This window comes from Saccharothrix sp. CCNWYY140 (assembly GCF_037401995.1).
GTDB lineage: Bacteria > Actinomycetota > Actinomycetes > Mycobacteriales > Pseudonocardiaceae > Actinosynnema.
Genome location: NZ_JBBEGC010000150.1, coordinates 1 through 15,757, shown reverse-complemented (window position 1 = coordinate 15,757; position 15,757 = coordinate 1). Strand labels below are relative to the sequence as shown.

The 15,757-nt window shown below is 69.0% G+C and carries 14 protein-coding genes; 9 read left to right on the top strand and 5 right to left on the bottom strand.

Annotated elements, in window-relative coordinates; genetic code table 11:
* Positions 1 to 126 precede the first annotated feature (126 nt).
* Entirely contained in the window at positions 127 to 1,374 is a 1,248-nt protein-coding gene (locus WBN91_RS35095) for a cellulose binding domain-containing protein (protein ID WP_337728797.1), read from the bottom strand.
* A gap of 243 nt (positions 1,375 to 1,617) precedes the next feature.
* Here WBN91_RS35095 and WBN91_RS35090 point away from each other — a divergent pair, with 243 nt between their 5' ends.
* Positions 1,618 to 2,961, top strand: coding sequence for an endo-1,4-beta-xylanase (locus tag WBN91_RS35090; protein ID WP_337728798.1), 1,344 nt, complete (start codon positions 1,618 to 1,620; stop codon positions 2,959 to 2,961).
* 42 nt (positions 2,962 to 3,003) lie between these two features.
* Here the strand turns inward: WBN91_RS35090 and WBN91_RS35085 are convergent, their stop codons facing one another.
* On the bottom strand, positions 3,004 to 4,077 hold the full coding sequence (locus tag WBN91_RS35085) for a substrate-binding domain-containing protein (RefSeq protein WP_337728799.1): 1,074 nt from the start codon (positions 4,075 to 4,077) through the stop codon (positions 3,004 to 3,006).
* 123 nt (positions 4,078 to 4,200) lie between these two features.
* On the opposite strand from WBN91_RS35085, the gene WBN91_RS35080 reads away from it, so the two are divergent.
* Genes WBN91_RS35080 through WBN91_RS35050 form a run of 7 tightly spaced genes read left to right on the top strand, consistent with a single transcriptional unit; the run spans position 4,201 to position 11,313 of the window.
* Positions 4,201 to 5,214, top strand: coding sequence for a hydroxyacid dehydrogenase (locus tag WBN91_RS35080; RefSeq protein ID WP_337728800.1), 1,014 nt, complete (start codon positions 4,201 to 4,203; stop codon positions 5,212 to 5,214).
* On the top strand, positions 5,211 to 7,100 hold the full coding sequence (locus WBN91_RS35075) for a DUF2264 domain-containing protein (RefSeq protein WP_337728801.1): 1,890 nt from the start codon (positions 5,211 to 5,213) through the stop codon (positions 7,098 to 7,100). The genes WBN91_RS35080 and WBN91_RS35075 overlap by 4 nt, the downstream gene beginning before the upstream one ends.
* A 26-nt stretch (positions 7,101 to 7,126) precedes the next feature.
* Positions 7,127 to 8,389 (top strand): ABC transporter substrate-binding protein, encoded by a 1,263-nt coding sequence (locus tag WBN91_RS35070; protein WP_337728802.1) that lies wholly within the window; start codon positions 7,127 to 7,129, stop codon positions 8,387 to 8,389.
* A 4-nt stretch (positions 8,390 to 8,393) separates the two neighbouring features.
* The gene (locus WBN91_RS35065; RefSeq protein ID WP_337728803.1) at positions 8,394 to 9,323 is read left to right on the top strand and encodes a carbohydrate ABC transporter permease; all 930 of its coding nucleotides are present in this window, start codon (positions 8,394 to 8,396) and stop codon (positions 9,321 to 9,323) included.
* Positions 9,320 to 10,144 carry a carbohydrate ABC transporter permease gene (locus WBN91_RS35060; RefSeq protein WP_337728804.1) on the top strand — a complete coding sequence of 275 codons (825 nt, stop codon included), beginning with the start codon at positions 9,320 to 9,322 and terminating at the stop codon, positions 10,142 to 10,144. The genes WBN91_RS35065 and WBN91_RS35060 overlap by 4 nt, the downstream gene beginning before the upstream one ends.
* Before the next feature lie 5 nt (positions 10,145 to 10,149).
* Positions 10,150 to 10,803, top strand: a complete 654-nt coding sequence (locus WBN91_RS35055) for a hypothetical protein (RefSeq protein ID WP_337728805.1) — start codon at positions 10,150 to 10,152, stop codon at positions 10,801 to 10,803.
* 36 nt (positions 10,804 to 10,839) lie between these two features.
* Positions 10,840 to 11,313 (top strand): GNAT family N-acetyltransferase, encoded by a 474-nt coding sequence (locus WBN91_RS35050; protein WP_337728806.1) that lies wholly within the window; start codon positions 10,840 to 10,842, stop codon positions 11,311 to 11,313.
* A gap of 455 nt (positions 11,314 to 11,768) precedes the next feature.
* On the opposite strand, the gene WBN91_RS35045 is transcribed toward WBN91_RS35050, so the two are convergent.
* Positions 11,769 to 13,010, bottom strand: coding sequence for an IS4 family transposase (locus WBN91_RS35045; RefSeq protein ID WP_337728807.1), 1,242 nt, complete (start codon positions 13,008 to 13,010; stop codon positions 11,769 to 11,771).
* A gap of 681 nt (positions 13,011 to 13,691) precedes the next feature.
* Between WBN91_RS35045 and WBN91_RS35040 the strand changes: the two genes are divergently transcribed.
* A complete protein-coding gene (locus tag WBN91_RS35040; protein WP_337729334.1) occupies positions 13,692 to 13,979 on the top strand; it encodes a hypothetical protein in 288 nt (95 codons plus the stop codon).
* A 90-nt stretch (positions 13,980 to 14,069) separates the two neighbouring features.
* Here the strand turns inward: WBN91_RS35040 and WBN91_RS35035 are convergent, their stop codons facing one another.
* The gene (locus tag WBN91_RS35035; protein ID WP_337729333.1) at positions 14,070 to 15,341 is read right to left on the bottom strand and encodes a hypothetical protein; all 1,272 of its coding nucleotides are present in this window, start codon (positions 15,339 to 15,341) and stop codon (positions 14,070 to 14,072) included.
* Between the two features lie 88 nt (positions 15,342 to 15,429).
* The coding region (locus WBN91_RS35030) for a non-reducing end alpha-L-arabinofuranosidase family hydrolase (RefSeq protein WP_337729332.1) at positions 15,430 to 15,757 on the bottom strand (328 nt) is incomplete at its 5' end.

Below are 15,757 nucleotides of genomic sequence, written 5' to 3'. Positions count from 1 at the left end.
CTTCGGGCAGGCCATACGGGGATGACACAAGCAAGAAGCCCAAGTTGAGTTGTGTCCTCCCCGGCGGACTGCCCACTTGCCGGCTCCGTCGAACGGCGGCGCTTTGCGCGGTCGGTGGCTTGGGGGTTAGAAGTTCTTGCGGGTTACTGTCCAAGGGTACTTTGCGGCTAGGCCGGAGGGGCTCATGAGGTAAGTGCGGGCGGTTTGGTTGTTGTTTAGGGCCATGTCCAGGAAGTGGACTAGTGTGGTCATGCCGTCGGTCATTTGGGGGCCTGTGATGAAGCCTGTGTGGCCCGCCTGGGGGTGCCTGGCCAGGATGGCCGGGACGGTGGCCAGGTCGTAAGTGGCCTGGTTGTTGGAGTAGGCGATGTCGGTGGGGCCGCCGTCCATGAAGAGGGCTGGGCTGTGGAGCTTTGTTACTTCTGAGCGGGGGTAGCCGAAGGAGTCGTCGGCGAAGAAGCCGCTGTTCAGGGCGGCTACTGCTCGGACGCGGGGGTCTTGGGCGGCTACCAGGGCTTCCAGGCCGCCGCATGAGTGGCCTGCTGTGGCGACCTTGGTCAGGTCCAGGCGTTGCGCGAGTGGGGCGCCGGAGCGCGTTTGTTCGCGTTCTGCCCAAGTGATGGCGTTGGTCAGCAAGGTCGGGATCGGGGAGCCGCTGGGGACGCCGTTGGGGGAGCCGTTTGCCGACGCTGTGTCGACTACGACGAAGCCCTTGGAGGCGATGAACGTCAGTGCCCGTACTACCTCGCTGCCGTCTGTGTGGGCGCAGGCGCCGTTGCCGAAGGCCAGTACGGGGAGGAGGCGGCCTGCGGACTGGGGGTTGGCGGGGCGGTAGACGGTGTAGCGGTTGTCGCCGTATGCGCCCTCGCGGGTGACCGGGAGGTTGTAGTCCACGGCCGGGTGTTCTGTTGACGTCGTTGTTGTGGTGGTGATGGTTGTTGTCGTGGTGGTGCCGGTGCAGGTTGCGTCGTTGAGCGTGAAGGTTGCGGGTTGGATTGTTCGGGCGCTTGAGGTGGCGTTGAAGCCGAACGAGATCGTTCCGTCGGTGGGGATGCCGCCGTTCCATGACGCGTTGGTCACCGTTGCGCGGTTGCCCGACTGAGTGGAGGTGCCGTTCCAGGACTGGGTGATTCGTTCGTCGCCGGGGAACGTCCACGCCAGGCGCCATGCGGTGAGCGGGTCGCCCAGGTTGGTGATGGCGACGCTTGCGGTGAAGCCGCCTGGCCATTCCGAGGTGATCCTGTAGTCGACGCGGCAACCCGTTGTCGCGGAGGCCGACTGCGCGCCGACGAGGGTCGCGACCGACGCGCTCAGGGCCACGGCGACGACGACCGCGGCTGTTCGCCGGGATTTCAGTGCAGGCACGGTGATCACTTCTCCTTCTGGGCGGACCGACCCGGCGAACGCGACTGTGGATGAACGCCGGCGAGGCGGTCAAGGTGTTGCGAAAACGTTTCGGGCGGGGAACGGCCAGGTGGCCGGCTAAAAGTTCCGCGTATTTCTTTAGCTGCCGGGAGGCGTTGCCCACGCGCTCCGGCTGTGGTTATGGTCAGTGCCGACAACTATCGGTATTGTATCCGAAAGTTTCGAAAGATCCCCTTCTGAGAAAGCGCAAACATGAAGCTGACAGCGAAGTCGGTCTCCCGAGTAGCGCTCGTGTCGACCCTGGTGGCCGCCACCGCGGGCGTCGCGGTCCTGGTGGCGGCGCCCGCCAGTGGCGCCGCGACCACGCTTGCCGCGGCGGCCCAGCAGAGTGGTCGCTACTTCGGCACCGCGGTGGCCGCCAACAAGCTCGGTGACTCGACCTACGTCGGAATCCTGAACCGGGAATTCGACATGGTCACGGCCGAGAACGAAATGAAGATGGACGCCACCGAGCCGAACCAGAACCAGTTCAGCTACGGCAACGCCGACCGGATCGTCAACCACGCCCGCAACCAGGGCAAGCGGGTCCGCGGGCACGCGTTGGCGTGGCATTCGCAGCAGCCGGGTTGGATGCAGCGCATGGAGGGTTCTTCCCTGCGGTCGGCCATGTTGAACCACGTCACGCAGGTCGCCACGTACTACCGGGGCAAGATCTACGCCTGGGACGTGGTGAACGAGGCCTTCGAGGACGGCTCGTCGGGCGCGCGCCGCAATTCCAACCTCCAGCGCACCGGCAACGACTGGATCGAGGCCGCGTTCCGAGCGGCGCGGGCAGCCGACTCGGGTGCGAAGCTCTGTTACAACGACTACAACACCGACAACTGGTCGCACGCCAAGACCCAGGCCGTGTACCGGATGGTGCAGGACTTCAAGTCCCGCGGTGTGCCGATCGACTGTGTCGGGTTCCAGGCGCACTTCAACAGCGGCAACCCGGTGCCGTCGAACTACCACACCACGCTCCAGAACTTCGCCAACCTCGGCGTGGACGTCCAGATCACCGAGCTGGACATCGAGGGTTCCGGCTCCACCCAGGCCCAGCAGTACCAAGGCGTCACCCAAGCCTGCCTGGCCGTCTCCCGCTGCACCGGCATCACCGTCTGGGGCATCCGCGACACCGACTCCTGGCGCGCGTCGGGCACCCCGCTGCTGTTCGACGGCTCCGGAAACAAGAAGGCCGCCTACACGTCGGTCCTCAACGTCCTGAACAGCGGCACGGGCACCACCAACCCGACCACCACCACGACCACGTCCTCCAACACGAACCCCGGCGGTTGCACCGCGACCTACTCCGAGGGCGAGAAGTGGAGTGACCGGTTCAACGGGCAGGTCACCGTCACGGGCACGAACAACTGGATCGTCACCGTCACGGTGAGCTACCCGCAGAAGATCATCGCCACCTGGAACACCAGCGCGAGCTGGGACTCCAGCGGCAACGTGATGACCGCCCGCCCCAACGGCAACGGCAACACGTTCGGGTTCACCGTCCAGCACAACGGCAACTGGACCTGGCCGAGCCTCACCTGCCGGGTCGCCTGACCGACCGGCGGCAGGGCCACCCGGCCCTGCCGCCTCCCGGCGTCACGACGACGCCCGCACCACCAGTCGCGGCTCGATGACCACCCGGTGCGCCGGGCGGTGCGGATCCGGGTCGCGCAGGCGCGCTGCCAACAGGGACACGGCCGCGCGGCCCACGGCGGACTTGGGTGGCCGGACCGCCGTCAGCGGCGGGTCGCACAACTCGGCGACCTCGTCGTCGTAGGTCACCACGGCCAGGTCCCCGGGCACGTCCAGCCCCCGTTCCTGGCAACGCTGCACCAGCGAGATCGCCTCCGGGTCGGAGTGCACCAGCAGCGCCGTCGTCCCGGTCGCCGCGCACCGGTCCAGCAGGGCGTCGCGGGCGGCCGGCCAGTCCGGGCTGCGGCTGTCGGCGGTGCTCACGTCCGGGACCTCCGCCACCGGCAGGCCCAGCCGGTCGCACGCCTCTCGCCACCCCCGCCGCACGTGCGGCGAAGTCGGACTGGACACGGTCGTGCACAGCCCGATGCGCCGGTGACCGGCCTCCGCCAGGTGCACCACGGCCATCGCCGCCCCCCGCGCGTGGTCGCTGACCACGGACTCGACGGCCTCCTGGTAGTTGTCGCCGGGGGTGCGCTCCAGCAGCACGACCGGCAGGTCCACCGAGCGCAGCCACTCCACCAGGGCCTCGCCCTCGGCCCCCGTCGTGGTCGGGGCGACCAGCAGCCCGTCCACCGCGCCGGCCTCGACCAGCCGGGACAGCTGGCGGCGTTCGTCGGCGGCTTCGTAGGTGGCGCCGCGCAGCACGATCCGCACGTCCTCCTCGGCGGCGGCCTCGCGCACGCCCCTGATCACGTCCGGCCAGTAGTAGTCCAGCGACGGCACGACCATGCCCACGGTGGGCAGCTCGTCGGCCGGCGGCGCGGCGCCGGGCACGGGCACCCCGGCGACCGTCGCACCCCCTCGCACGCGCTGCACCAGGCCCTGTTCGGCGAGGAAGTTGATGTCCCGGCGCACGGTGATCGCGGAGACGTCGAGCGCGTCGGCCAGGTCGTGCACGCGCACGGTCCCCTTGGCCCGCAGCAGCTCGACCACCTTGGCGCGGCGTTCCGCGGGCAGCATGTCGGAGGTCGTCACGCCGAACATCATCCTCTGATCCGATCTGATCGCTACTGATAAATCCAGTCTTGACCTGAAAAGTCTGATCGAAGATGATCGGTCGCAGCGTTCGAGCGCCCCGAACCCCTGCGGAGGACGCCCGTGACCGACCGACGACCGCACGCGCTGCTCGTCATGGCGCGCCGCCACTTCCGGATCCAGTTCCACCGACCCCAGCTCGACCGCCTCGCCGGGCTGGTCGACCTGGGCGACCCGCTGTGCGTGACCGAGCTGGACTCCACCACCGCCCGCCACCGGCTGCGCGAGGCCGACGTGCTGCTCACCTCGTGGGGCGCGCCCCGGCTGACCGCCCCGCGGCTGGCCGCCGCGCCCCGGCTGCGCGCGGTCTTCCACTGCGCGGGCACCGTGCGGCCACTGGTGTCCGACGAGCTGTGGCGGCGGGGGATCGTGGTCACCTCGGCGGCCGACGAGAACGCCATCCCGGTCGCCGAGTTCACCCTCGCCGCGATCGTGTTCGCCGGGAAGAAGGCCCCGTTCCTCGCCCAGGACGCCCGCGCGCACCGCGCCGACTGGTCCTACGCCGAGGCGCGCGGCGAGCTGTCCAACCGCGACCGGACGATCGGCGTCGTCGGCTTCTCGCGTGTCGGGCGCCGGGTGGTGGAGCGGCTGCGGACGCTGGACGTGACGGTCCTGGTGGCCGACCCGTACGCCGACCCGGCCCGCGTGCGCGCGGCGGGCGCACGCCTGGTCGAACTGCCGGACCTCTTACGCGCCAGCGACGTCCTCACCCTGCACGCGCCCGAGCTGCACTCCACCCGCCACCTGATCGGCGCCCCGGAACTGGCGCTGCTCCGCGACGGCGCCACCATCGTCAACACCGCGCGCGGCTCCCTGGTCGACACGGCCGCGTTGGAACGGGAGTGCGCCGCCGGCCGGCTGGACGCGATCCTCGACGTCACCGACCCGGAGCCGCTGCCCGCCGACTCGGTCCTCTACACCCTGCCGAACGTGATGATCACCCCGCACGTGGCGGGCTCGCTGGGCGCGGAGACCCGCCGGCTCAGCGACAGCGCGATCGACGAGCTGGAACGCCACCTGGCGGGCCTGCCATTGCGTGCCGCGGTCACCGCCGACACGCTGGGGATGAGCGCATGACCGCCGCGCCGATCACCGGGTGGACCCGCGAGCGCTGGGCGGCGCTGGCCGACCGGCTCCTGCTCGCCGCCCGCGAGCACGCCTCACCGGACCACGCCCGGATCACCCCGCCCGGTCCGCCCGGCGGCTACGGCACGGCCGTGGACGGCCTGGAGGGCTTCGCCCGCACCCTGCTGCTGGCCGGTTTCCGGCTCGCCGGCGAGCACGGCCGCGACCCGCTGGACCTGGCCGGCTGGTACGCGCGCGGGCTCGCCGCGGGCACCGACCCCGCCTCGCCGTACCGCTGGCCCCGGCCCGACGAGCACGCGCAGGCCAAGGTCGAGGCCGCCTCGCTGGCGCTGATCCTGGACATGACCCGGCCGTGGCTGTGGGACCGGCTCGACGAGGGCGTGCGGGAGCGGGTGGTCGACTACCTCGCGCCCGTGGTCGGCGACGACACTTATCCGCGCTGCAACTGGGTGTGGTTCCGGATCGTCGTGCAGACGTTCTTGCGGTCGGTCGGCGGGCCGTGGAAGGCCGACGACATCGCCGCCGACCTGGCCGCGCACGACGCGTTCCACCGCGGTGAGGGCTGGTTCGCCGACGGCGATGAGCGGGCGTTCGACCACTACTGCGGCTGGGCGCTGCACCTGTACCCGGTGCTGTGGGCACGGATGCGCGGTGCGACCGAGTCTGCCGATCGGGCCGCCGAGGACATCGCGCGGCTGGGCCGGTTCCTGCTCGACCAGGTGCGACTGGTCGGCGCGGACGGCTCTCCGCTGGTGCAGGGCCGCAGCCTGATCTACCGGTTCGCCGCGGCGGCGCCGTTCTGGGTGGGCGCGCTGGCCGGCGTGACGTCCGTGGGTCCGGGTCTGCTGCGCCGTGCCGCGTCCGGAGTCCTCGGGCACTTCGTCGAGCACGGCGCACCCGACGAGCGGGGCCTGTTGACGCTGGGCTGGCACCACGAGTGGCCCGCGCTGGCCCAGTCCTACTCCGGGCCGTCCTCGCCGTACTGGGCGGCCAAGGGGATGCTCGGGCTCGCGCTGCCCGCCGACCACCCGGTGTGGACCGCGGTGGAGGAGCCGCTGCCCGTGGAACGGGCCGACCAGACGTGGTGCGCGGGTCCGCCGGGCTGGCTGGTCTCGGCCACTCGTGCGGACGGGATCGTGCGGGTGGTCAACCACGGCACCGACCACGAGCACGTCGGTGCACGGGTCGGCGACTCGCCGCTCTACACACGCCTGGGCTACTCGACGGCCACGGCCCCGCTGCTGTCGGACAGCGCGTGGAACTCGCCGGTGGACCAGTCCGTCGTGCTCCTGACCGCTTCGGGCGCGGCCACCCACCGCGCCGGCATGCGGACCTTGCGCGTGGAGAAGATCGGGGACGCCGTGCTCGGCGCGTCGGTCGCCCGGGTCCACCTGCTCGACCCCGTGCCCGGCCGGGATCACGGGTCCGGCCGGCGCGGCACAGCGCACGATCTGGCGGAGATCACCACACTTTCCGTCCTCAAAGGACCGTGGGAAGTCCGGTGCGCCCGAGTGGAACCCCTACTGGACGCCGTGCACACGGCGGTCGCGCTGAGGATCGGCGGCTGGCCGATGGCGGGGGAGGAGGTCGAGACCGACGCGGCCACGGCCTCGGTGCGCGCGGGCGGCCGGTGCTCGGTCCTGGTCGCCCTGCACGGCCTTGACCGCGTCGGCGTGCACACGGAAGACGACGCGAGTCCGCTGGGTCCGCGGACCGGCACGCCGTGGGCGGCGGGACCGGTCGCACCCGGCACGTGGGCGATCGCCGCGATCGCACTGGGCACGGCGGCCGGACCACCGGTCGTCACGCACGACGAACACAGGCTCCACATCCGCTGGCCCGACGGGGGAACCACCACCGCCGACCTGCCCCGGTAGACGAAGACGAAGAGGAGACGGGATCAATGGCGACTCCCCGAAAGCCCACCGCTCGGCGACTGCCGGCGCTCCTGGCGGCACTGGCCCTGGTCGTGGCCGGGTGCGGGTCCGGCGAGGAGGACGGCGGCCCGGTCGCGCTGACCGTGTCGGTGTGGAACCTCGCGGGCATACCCGAGTTCAAGGCGCTGTTCGACGCCTTCGAGAAGGCCAACCCGGACGTGGACGTGCGGCCGGTGGACATCCTGGCCGACGACTACCCGCAGAAGGTCACCACGATGCTCGCCGGCGGTGACAAGACCGACGTGATCACCATGAAGAACGTCACCGACTACGCCCGCTACGCCGGCCGCGGCCAACTCGCCGACATCACCGACCTGGCCCGCGCGACCAAGGACCTGACCGGCCTGGAGGCGTTCGACCTCAAGGGCACGTACTTCGCGCTGCCCTACCGCCACGACTTCTGGCTGCTGTACTACAACAAGAAGCTGTTCGACGCCGCCGGCCTCCCGCAGCCCGACGGGCTGACCTGGGACCGCTACGCCGAGCTCGCTCGCAAGCTCACGCAGGACAAGGACGGCAAGAAGGTCTACGGCGCCTACCACCACACCTGGCGCTCGGTCGTGCACGCCATCGCGGCGGCGCAGACCGGCGGCGACCAGATCAACGGCGACTTCAACTTCTTCACCGACCAGTACCGCCTGGCACTGGACCTCCAGGAAGACGGCGCGGTCCCCGACTTCGCCACCTCGACCACGCAGCAGTCCAGCTACCGCACCATGTTCGAGACCGAGGCCGCCGCGATGGTGCCGATGGGCACCTGGTACGTCGCCGGCGTCCTGGCGGCCAAGGCCAAGGGCGACACCTCGGTGGACTGGGCGGTCGCGCCGATGCCGCAACGGCCCGGTGCGAGCGGGGTGACCACGTTCGGTTCACCTACGGCGTTCGCGGTCAACAAGAACGCCAAGCACTCGGCCGCCGCGCGCAAGTTCGTGGAGTTCGCCGCCGGTCCGGAGGGCGCGAAGGCCATCACGAAGGTGGGCGTGGTGCCCGCGTTGCGCAGCCCGGAGATCACGCGGGAGTACCTGGCGCTGCCCGGGATGCCCACCGACGAGCTGAGCCGCAAGGCGTTCGCGCCCGACAAGATCGCGCTGGAGATGCCCGTGCACGAGCACACCTCCGACGTGGACACCATCCTGCGCGAGGAACACCAGTTGATCATGGTCGGCGACAAGTCCGTGGAGGACGGCATCCGCTCCATGCGCGACCGGGTCCACGACGTCGTCGCCTGACGCCATGACGACCACGCTGACGCCGCCGGCCACCACGCCCGCGCCCCCCGTCCGCACCCGCTCCCGGAAGCGGCGCGACACCCTCGTCGGGTGGAGCTTCATCCTCCCGAACCTGCTCGGGTTCGCCCTGTTCACCCTGGTGCCGGTGCTGGCGACCTTCGCCCTGGCCTTCACCCGGTGGGACTCCTACCGGGCGCCGGAGTGGGTCGGGCTGGACAACTTCGCCAAGCTGGTGGAGGACGACAACTTCCGCACGGCGCTCACCAACACCCTGTACTACGCGGCCGGCCACATCCCGCTGACCATGCTGGCGGCCCTGGCCCTGGCGGTCGTGCTGGACCGGAAGGTCCGCGGCGTGGGCTTCTTCCGCACCGCGGCCTTCTTCCCGTACGTGACCTCGCTGGTAGCGGTGGCGGTGGTGTGGAACATGCTGTTCAACCCCACCGCCGGCCCGGTCAACCAGCTGTTGGGCGTGCTCGGCGTCGACAACCCGCCCGGGTGGGTGACCAGCACCGACTGGGCCATGCCCGCGGTGATCGTCACCAGCGTGTGGCGGGACATGGGGTACTACATGGTCCTGTACTTGGCCGGGTTGCAGGCCATCCCGGCGGAGTACTACGAGGCCGCGCGGGTCGACGGCGCCGGCGCGTGGCAGCGGTTCCGGCACGTCACGCTGCCGTGCCTGCGCCCGACCACGTTCTTCGTCTTGGTGCTTTTGACCATCCAGAGCTTCAAGGTGCTGGACCTGATCGTGGTCATGACCAACGGCGGCCCCGGCCGCAGCACCCTCGTGCTCGCGCAGCTGGTCTACCGCGAGGGCATCACCGAGGGCCACTTCGGCTACTCGTCGGCGATCGCACTGGTGCTGTTCGTGATCGTGCTGTCGGTGACCGTCCTCCAGTTCCGCCTCAACGAGCGGAGGAACGCCCCGTGACCACCCGGTGGCTGCGCTCGGTCGTGGCGTACGGCGCGCTCGCGTCGATGGTGCTGGTCGTGCTCGTGCCGTTCGCGTGGATGGTGTCCGCGTCCCTGAAACGGGACAACGAGGTGTTCTCCGTGCCGACGCGGTGGATTCCGGAGGAGTTGCGCTGGTCCAACTTCGTCGAGATCTGGGAGCGTGTGCCCCTGGCTGATCAACTGGCGAACTCCGCGTTCCTGGCGTCGGTGATCACGTTGTTGCAGGTGCTCACCGGCAGCTTCGCGGCCTACGGCTTCGCCAAGGTCCGTTTCCCTGGGCGGGATGCGTTGTTCTTGGCCTACATCGCGACCATCGCCGTGCCGTGGCAGGCGTACATGGTGCCGCAGTACGTGATGATGCAGAAGGCGGAGCTGACCGACACGTACTGGTCGATCGTGTTCTTGCAGGCCTTCGGTGCTTTCGGCGTGTTCCTCATGCGGCAGTACTACTTGTCGATCCCGGACGAGCTGTGCGAGGCGGCACGGTTGGACGGGCTCAGCGAGTACGGGATCTACTGGCGGATCATCCTGCCGCTGTCCAAGCCCGCGTTGGCCAGCCTGGCTTTGTTGACCTTCGTCACCACGTGGAACGACTACTTGGGGCCGTTCATCTACTTGACCAGCAACGAGTTGTGGACTGTCCAGTTGGGGTTGAAGTCGTTCGTGGGGCAGTACGACGCCGAGTACGCGATGATCATGACCGGGGCTGTGTTGTCCGTGGTGCCGATTCTGGTCGTGTTCTTGGTGGGGCAGCGGTACTTCCTGCGCGGTATCGCCACGACGGGCATGAAGGGGTGAGCGCGGTGCGCTTGCTCCGGCCTCTTGGGCAGCGGACGTATGAGCGGGTGTTCGGCGTCGTGTACGTGGGGTTGATGGCCAACGTGCTGCTCACTGTGGGTTGCGCGCCCTTGTTGTTGGCTCTGGCGGTGGTAGCGGATCCGGCTGCGTCTTGGCCGTTCTTCGTGGTGCTGTCGGGTTGTTGCGCTCCCGCCGTGGCCGGTGTGTTCGGTGTGTTCGCCGACGGTTCGGTCCAGGTGTGGCGACCGTACTGGGCCGCTTACCGGCGGGCTTTCCTCCCGTCGCTGGCCGCTTGGTACGGCGCTGCCGTGGTCGTGGTCGTCCTGGTCGTGGACGCCCGTGCACTCCCCGCGCTCCTCCCATTGTTCGCCTCTACTGCCGTTCTGGCGGTGACCTGCGCGATCGCCGTGATCCTCGTCGCCGCCACCCATCCCACACTGCCAGGTGGACTGGCTCGTTCCTGCCTGTACCTCACTGCGAGGCGCTGGTACCTGGCCCTGTTCAACGCGGTCGTGCTCGCAACGGCGGCGGCGATCGTCCTAATGCGCCCGGTGGAGGGCTTGCTCGTGGCCTGCGCGCCGCTGCTGTACGTGGTGTTCGCCAACACCCGAGCGGTCGTCTCGCCTCTCGGCACGCCAGGAATTGTCGGTGGTCGCTGATACGTTCGCCCAGTCGGACCAGATGGGGAGGACGTCGTGGTAGAGGTGGCACTGCGGTCGGTGGAGGACACCGACCTGGACGCGCTGTTCGATCAGATGCGCGACCCGGAGTCGGTCCAGATGGCCGCCTTCACCGCGAAGGACCCTGACGACAGGGCGGCCTTCGACAAGCACATGGCGAAGATCAGGACAGCCCCGGACACCACGGTGCTGGCGGTGACGGGGGATGGCCGGTTCGTCGGCACCATCGGCTGCTTCGTGATGGAGGGCGACACAGAGCTGACCTACTGGATCGACCGTGCGGCCTGGGGCCAGGGCATCGCCACCCAAGCCCTGAGCCTGTTCCTGGACGTGATCAAGACACGCCCCTTGCACGCCCGCGCGGCCAGCGACAACCTCGGATCACTCAGGGTCCTGGAGAAGGCAGGCTTCACCCCCATCGGCACCGAGACCGCCTACGCCCCAGCCCGCAACACAGAAATCGAGGAAACAATCCTCCGCCTCGACTAGCCGCCACGCACACGCCGCCACGCGAGGTCTTTCACGAAGCTGCCGCACGGCACACCTCTGCCCCCGCCTTTTTTTGCTTTGTGTCCATCCTCGGCGGCCTGCCCGCCGGCGAGGCTCTTTTCAAGCTCTTCAAGATCTTTGAACTTGACGCTTCGCTCTTAAGCGAACGCGCCTCGCGCTCTCAAGATCAAAAGCTAGCAGGGAGACCACCGATGGGGGGTGAAGGGCGTCGGTTCCCCCACCGCATGGCCCAATGCCGCTAAGTTAGGCGTGGTGAGCGGATCTTGATGGTGGGATGTCCGGGGTGTGTGGTGCTGTGGTGTTCGGGTTTTTTGACGCGGTAGGAGTTGTGGCGTCCGCGTTTGACGACGCGGGGGCAGGTGCGGTTCCGGCGCCCTTTGGTGCGTTTCCAGAGGATTTCGTCGACGGTGTCGGCGAGTGCTTGTCGGCGGTGGTCAGGGGGAAAAGTCCGCCTGGGCGGTGACCTGGCGGCGGACGACGCGGAGTGTGCGGATGAAGGACAGTTCGTCGGGGTCGGCGTCGGCTTCGTCGGCGGCCCGGCTCATCAGGCTGCGGATGGCGTAGTGGGTCAGGAGAAAAGCCCAGATCTCCTGTCGGACCATGTCCGGTGATTTCGATCGCAGTATGCGGGCGCTTCCGCGTTGACGGGTCTTGATCTCGCCGAAGGTGGTTTCGATCTCCCACCGCTGGTGGTAGCACCAGGCCAGTTCGGTGGCGGTGGCCTCGGCCGGATCCGGGATCGTGGTGGCCAGGCAGATCAGTTCGTCGGTGCCGTTGCCGTCCCGGTCGGGCACTTCGTATTCCACGACCCGCACGCGGAATCCGTCCTCGGGGTCGATCGGCTTTCCGGCGGTGGCGTCGGCGATCAGTTGCGGGCGCCGGCGGCTGCGGACCTGCGGGTTGAACAGGATCGAGTCGTAGGAGCCGTCGGGCAGCCATCGCAGGACGGGCAACTCGACTCCGGAGGTGATCCTCCACAGCAGGTCGGCGCCGGTGTCGACGAAGTCGGACCAGAGCGAGAAGCTGTAGAAGTTCCGGTCGGCGGTGACCAGCATGCCGGGCTCGACCGAGCCCAGCAGTGTCCGGGCCAGAGTCTTCTCGTCGCCTCGGTAGCCGCTGATCGCGGCATCGACGATCGCGTGCGTTCCGCATTCCGCCAGCGCTACCACGAGCGCCTGCGGGAATCCGCCGGCTTTGCGGTCGTTGTCGCTCTTGCCGAACTCCGCCACATTCTCGTCGGTGTCCTGGAGATCGAGCATGAAACCGTCCACGGCCATGATCCGACGCGATTTCAGCCACGCCCCGCGGGCACCCGGCCCAGCGACCGGCACCGCGACCCGCTCGAACAGCAGACGCAACGGTTCGAACCCGAGACGCTGTCGTGCCTGCGCAATCGCCGAAGTGGACGGGACACTCCATTCACCGCGCCACGACCCCATCGACTTCAACGACCCGACAAGCTTACGCATGACCTCCTCGTAATCGTCGTCGAAAAACAGGCACATCGCCTGACAGAACCGGACCATGACATGCGCGGGGAGGAGACGTGTCCGCTGCTCACGTTTCCCGGTCTCGTCCAGGACTTCTTCGATCACGTCCCGGGGGACCACCTCGGCCAGGACGCCAAGTGATATCCGGTCGACCAGACGCACATTCTCGTCGTCCTCGACCGACACTTTCTTCTGACCAGCGCGAGCCACGGCCGCATCCTACCGCAAGCAGCCTAACTTAGTGGCATTGCCGCATGGCCCGGCGGAGCCAACCACACTTTAGGTCGGGTGCCGCTAAATTTTTTGCTCGTTCCTCACAAAAAATTCGGCTGCACCCGACCGAAAGCGTGGTAGCCCTTCGGGCAGGCCATACGGTGGGGGAACCGAGGCCCTCCACTTGTAGGTAACACCTACCGCGCGCTCCGCGCGCGGAGACCGCGCTGCGCGCGGGGAAAGGCCGTGCTGTGCGTGTCTAAGGGTGGGCTAGTGGGGTTGGGTGTTTGGGTGGGTGTTGACGAAGGTTGGGACCAGGTCGATCGCTGATATGCCGTGGATGTCCTCCACCGCATTTGCCGCTGCGTGGCAGGTGCGCATACGTACTCCGTGCACAAGGCGGCCCAGGGGCGGGCTAGTGGGGTTGGGTTCCAGGGCCATCAGGTCGTTGCGGCCCTGGCCGGTTCGGGCGCGGGACAGCATGGTGAACAGCAGTGGGTGGTGTCGGCGGCGAAGGTGGCCATCAGTTCGGCGGTTTCGGGGCTGCGCAGCACGTGTAGGCGGGGGTCGTGAGGCTGCTCGTGGATGGTGTTGTCGGGTAGCCACGGGGTGAGGGGGCCGTCGTCGCGTTCGTGTTGGGCCATCGGTGAGCGAGTGCGGTTCGTCGTCCCGGGCGTCCGCCGGCAACTGCTGGTCGAGCAGCGAGCGGACGAGGTGCTCGACCACGTCCCGCTGGTCGTCGCGCAGCGGTGCCACGAGGTCGCTCAACGCGTGTTCGCCGGTGAGGAACGGGACGAGCCGGTCCAGCCACTCGTAGGCGGTGCCGCCGGTGAGGGTGCACGCCCCCGCCGAGCCGCGCACGTAGACCCCGTCTGGGCTCTTCACGTACCGCACGTCGGCACGAAGCCGTGGACGCATACCGACCCCCGCGACAAGTGGTGACCGTTCCTCGACTCGACCGTAAACGAGGCCGTCCGACGCGACCGGTGCTCGAAGCGTGACGAGCGGCCACGGTCGAGTGGTGACGACGGGTCACCGGGTGATGGTGATGGTGACCTCGTCGAAGTTGCGGCGGTCGATCGACGCGCGCACCCGGATCGTGCCGGGGCGGGTGCCGACGGTGAGTTGGCCCGTCGACGCGTCGATGGTGCAGCCGAGGGCGGGGCCGACGATGCGGAACCGGATCGGCGAGTCGGTCGGGGTCGATTCGGCGGTGATCGCGACGGTGTTGGTCGCTTCGGGCGTGGACACGGCCACCGTCGTGGGGTCCGCCTGCGCGTTGCGCACCGCCGCCGCGCCCGTGTAGGTGTCGACGTGCTCGACGCCGTTGACGGTGACGACGAATTCCGGGGTGCCGGGGCTGGTTTCGCGGAGCTCCCGCTTGTGCTCCGGTGTGGCGAACGCGGCCCGCCACGTGTTCGTCGGCACCTCGGGTGAGCGCAGGTTCTGGGTGACGCTGATCTTGGCGGGCAGGGTCTGCGGCGGAGCCGGGTTCGAGGTGTTGGTGATGAACGGGCGGATGTTGACCACGTCGCGCCCGATGGTGACGTAGTCGTCGCCCATCATCTGGCCCGACGCGTCGATCTCCCAGCCCGCGTGGACGTCCCGCGGGTTGTTGGAGTGCAGGACGAACGTCCCGAACGGCGTGCCGGGCATGCGGTGCCGGGTGTCGTTGGGGCTGGGCACGCCCGGGAAGATCTCGTTGACCCGGCCTCCCTCGCACTCGCTGCCCGCGCCGCCGCCCAGCGGCGCGAAGGTGTGCCGGAACCCGGCGCCGTACTCGTTCGGGAGGGCCGGACTGTTGTCGACCGTCGAGTCGATGCCGCCCGGCGCTTTGATCAACAGCACCTCGATCTCGGAGAGCACGCCGGTTTCCGTGGGGTGCTCGGCCCTGATGGTGATGGTGCCGCCTTGCTGCGCGTCGCCGAACGTCACCAGCCCCGTGGCGTCGATGGCCGTGCCCGCGCCGATCGCCGCGGTGCCCGCGACCAGCGACCAGTCGACCGTCTGGTCACGGGGGACGGTCGCTTGCAGGGCCACACCGCGGGGTATCGGCACCGAGATCCGCTGGTTGTTCACGCCTACGGGGCCGACCGTGATGAGCGCGGGTGCGACCCGCTGCACGCCGAGCACGCGACTGACCGCCCGGTTGCCCGCGGTGCGTTGCAGTTCCAGGACGTCCGCCGCCGAGCCGACCCGTGCCGACCTGGCCGGTGTCGACCTGCGTGCGCCCGCCGGTGCCGACCTGCGCCAGCCGACGCGGTGCACCGGCGTCCGGTGCGCGAGCTGGAGGTCGAACACCATCTGCCCAGGTTAGGCGCGGTGTGGTGGGGCGACAACGCCCGAAGGGGCAGGTCCGGCTGCCCCTTCGGGCATCGTCACGTCGTCGGTCTCAGCGCTGGAGCGTCAGCACGCCCGGTCGGTAGGGCAGCAGGCCGTACGGGGTGCCGTCGGAGCGGGGGTCGCGGCCCTGGTAGAGGAATTGGAGGTTGCAGGGGTCGATGGTCTTGGTCTGGTCGGGGTTGGTGCGGACGAGGTCGCCGTGGCTGATGTCGTTGGTCCAGGTGGCGCCGCTGTTGGCCTTGCCGGCGAACGGGTTGCTCTCGGTGGCGGCCTGCGGGGTCCAGTTGCCGTTGAGGCTGTTGGAGGTGAACGAGCGGAAGTAGCGCCCGTTGGCGCCGATCGCCTCGACGATCATCAGGTACTGGTTCTGGTCCTTG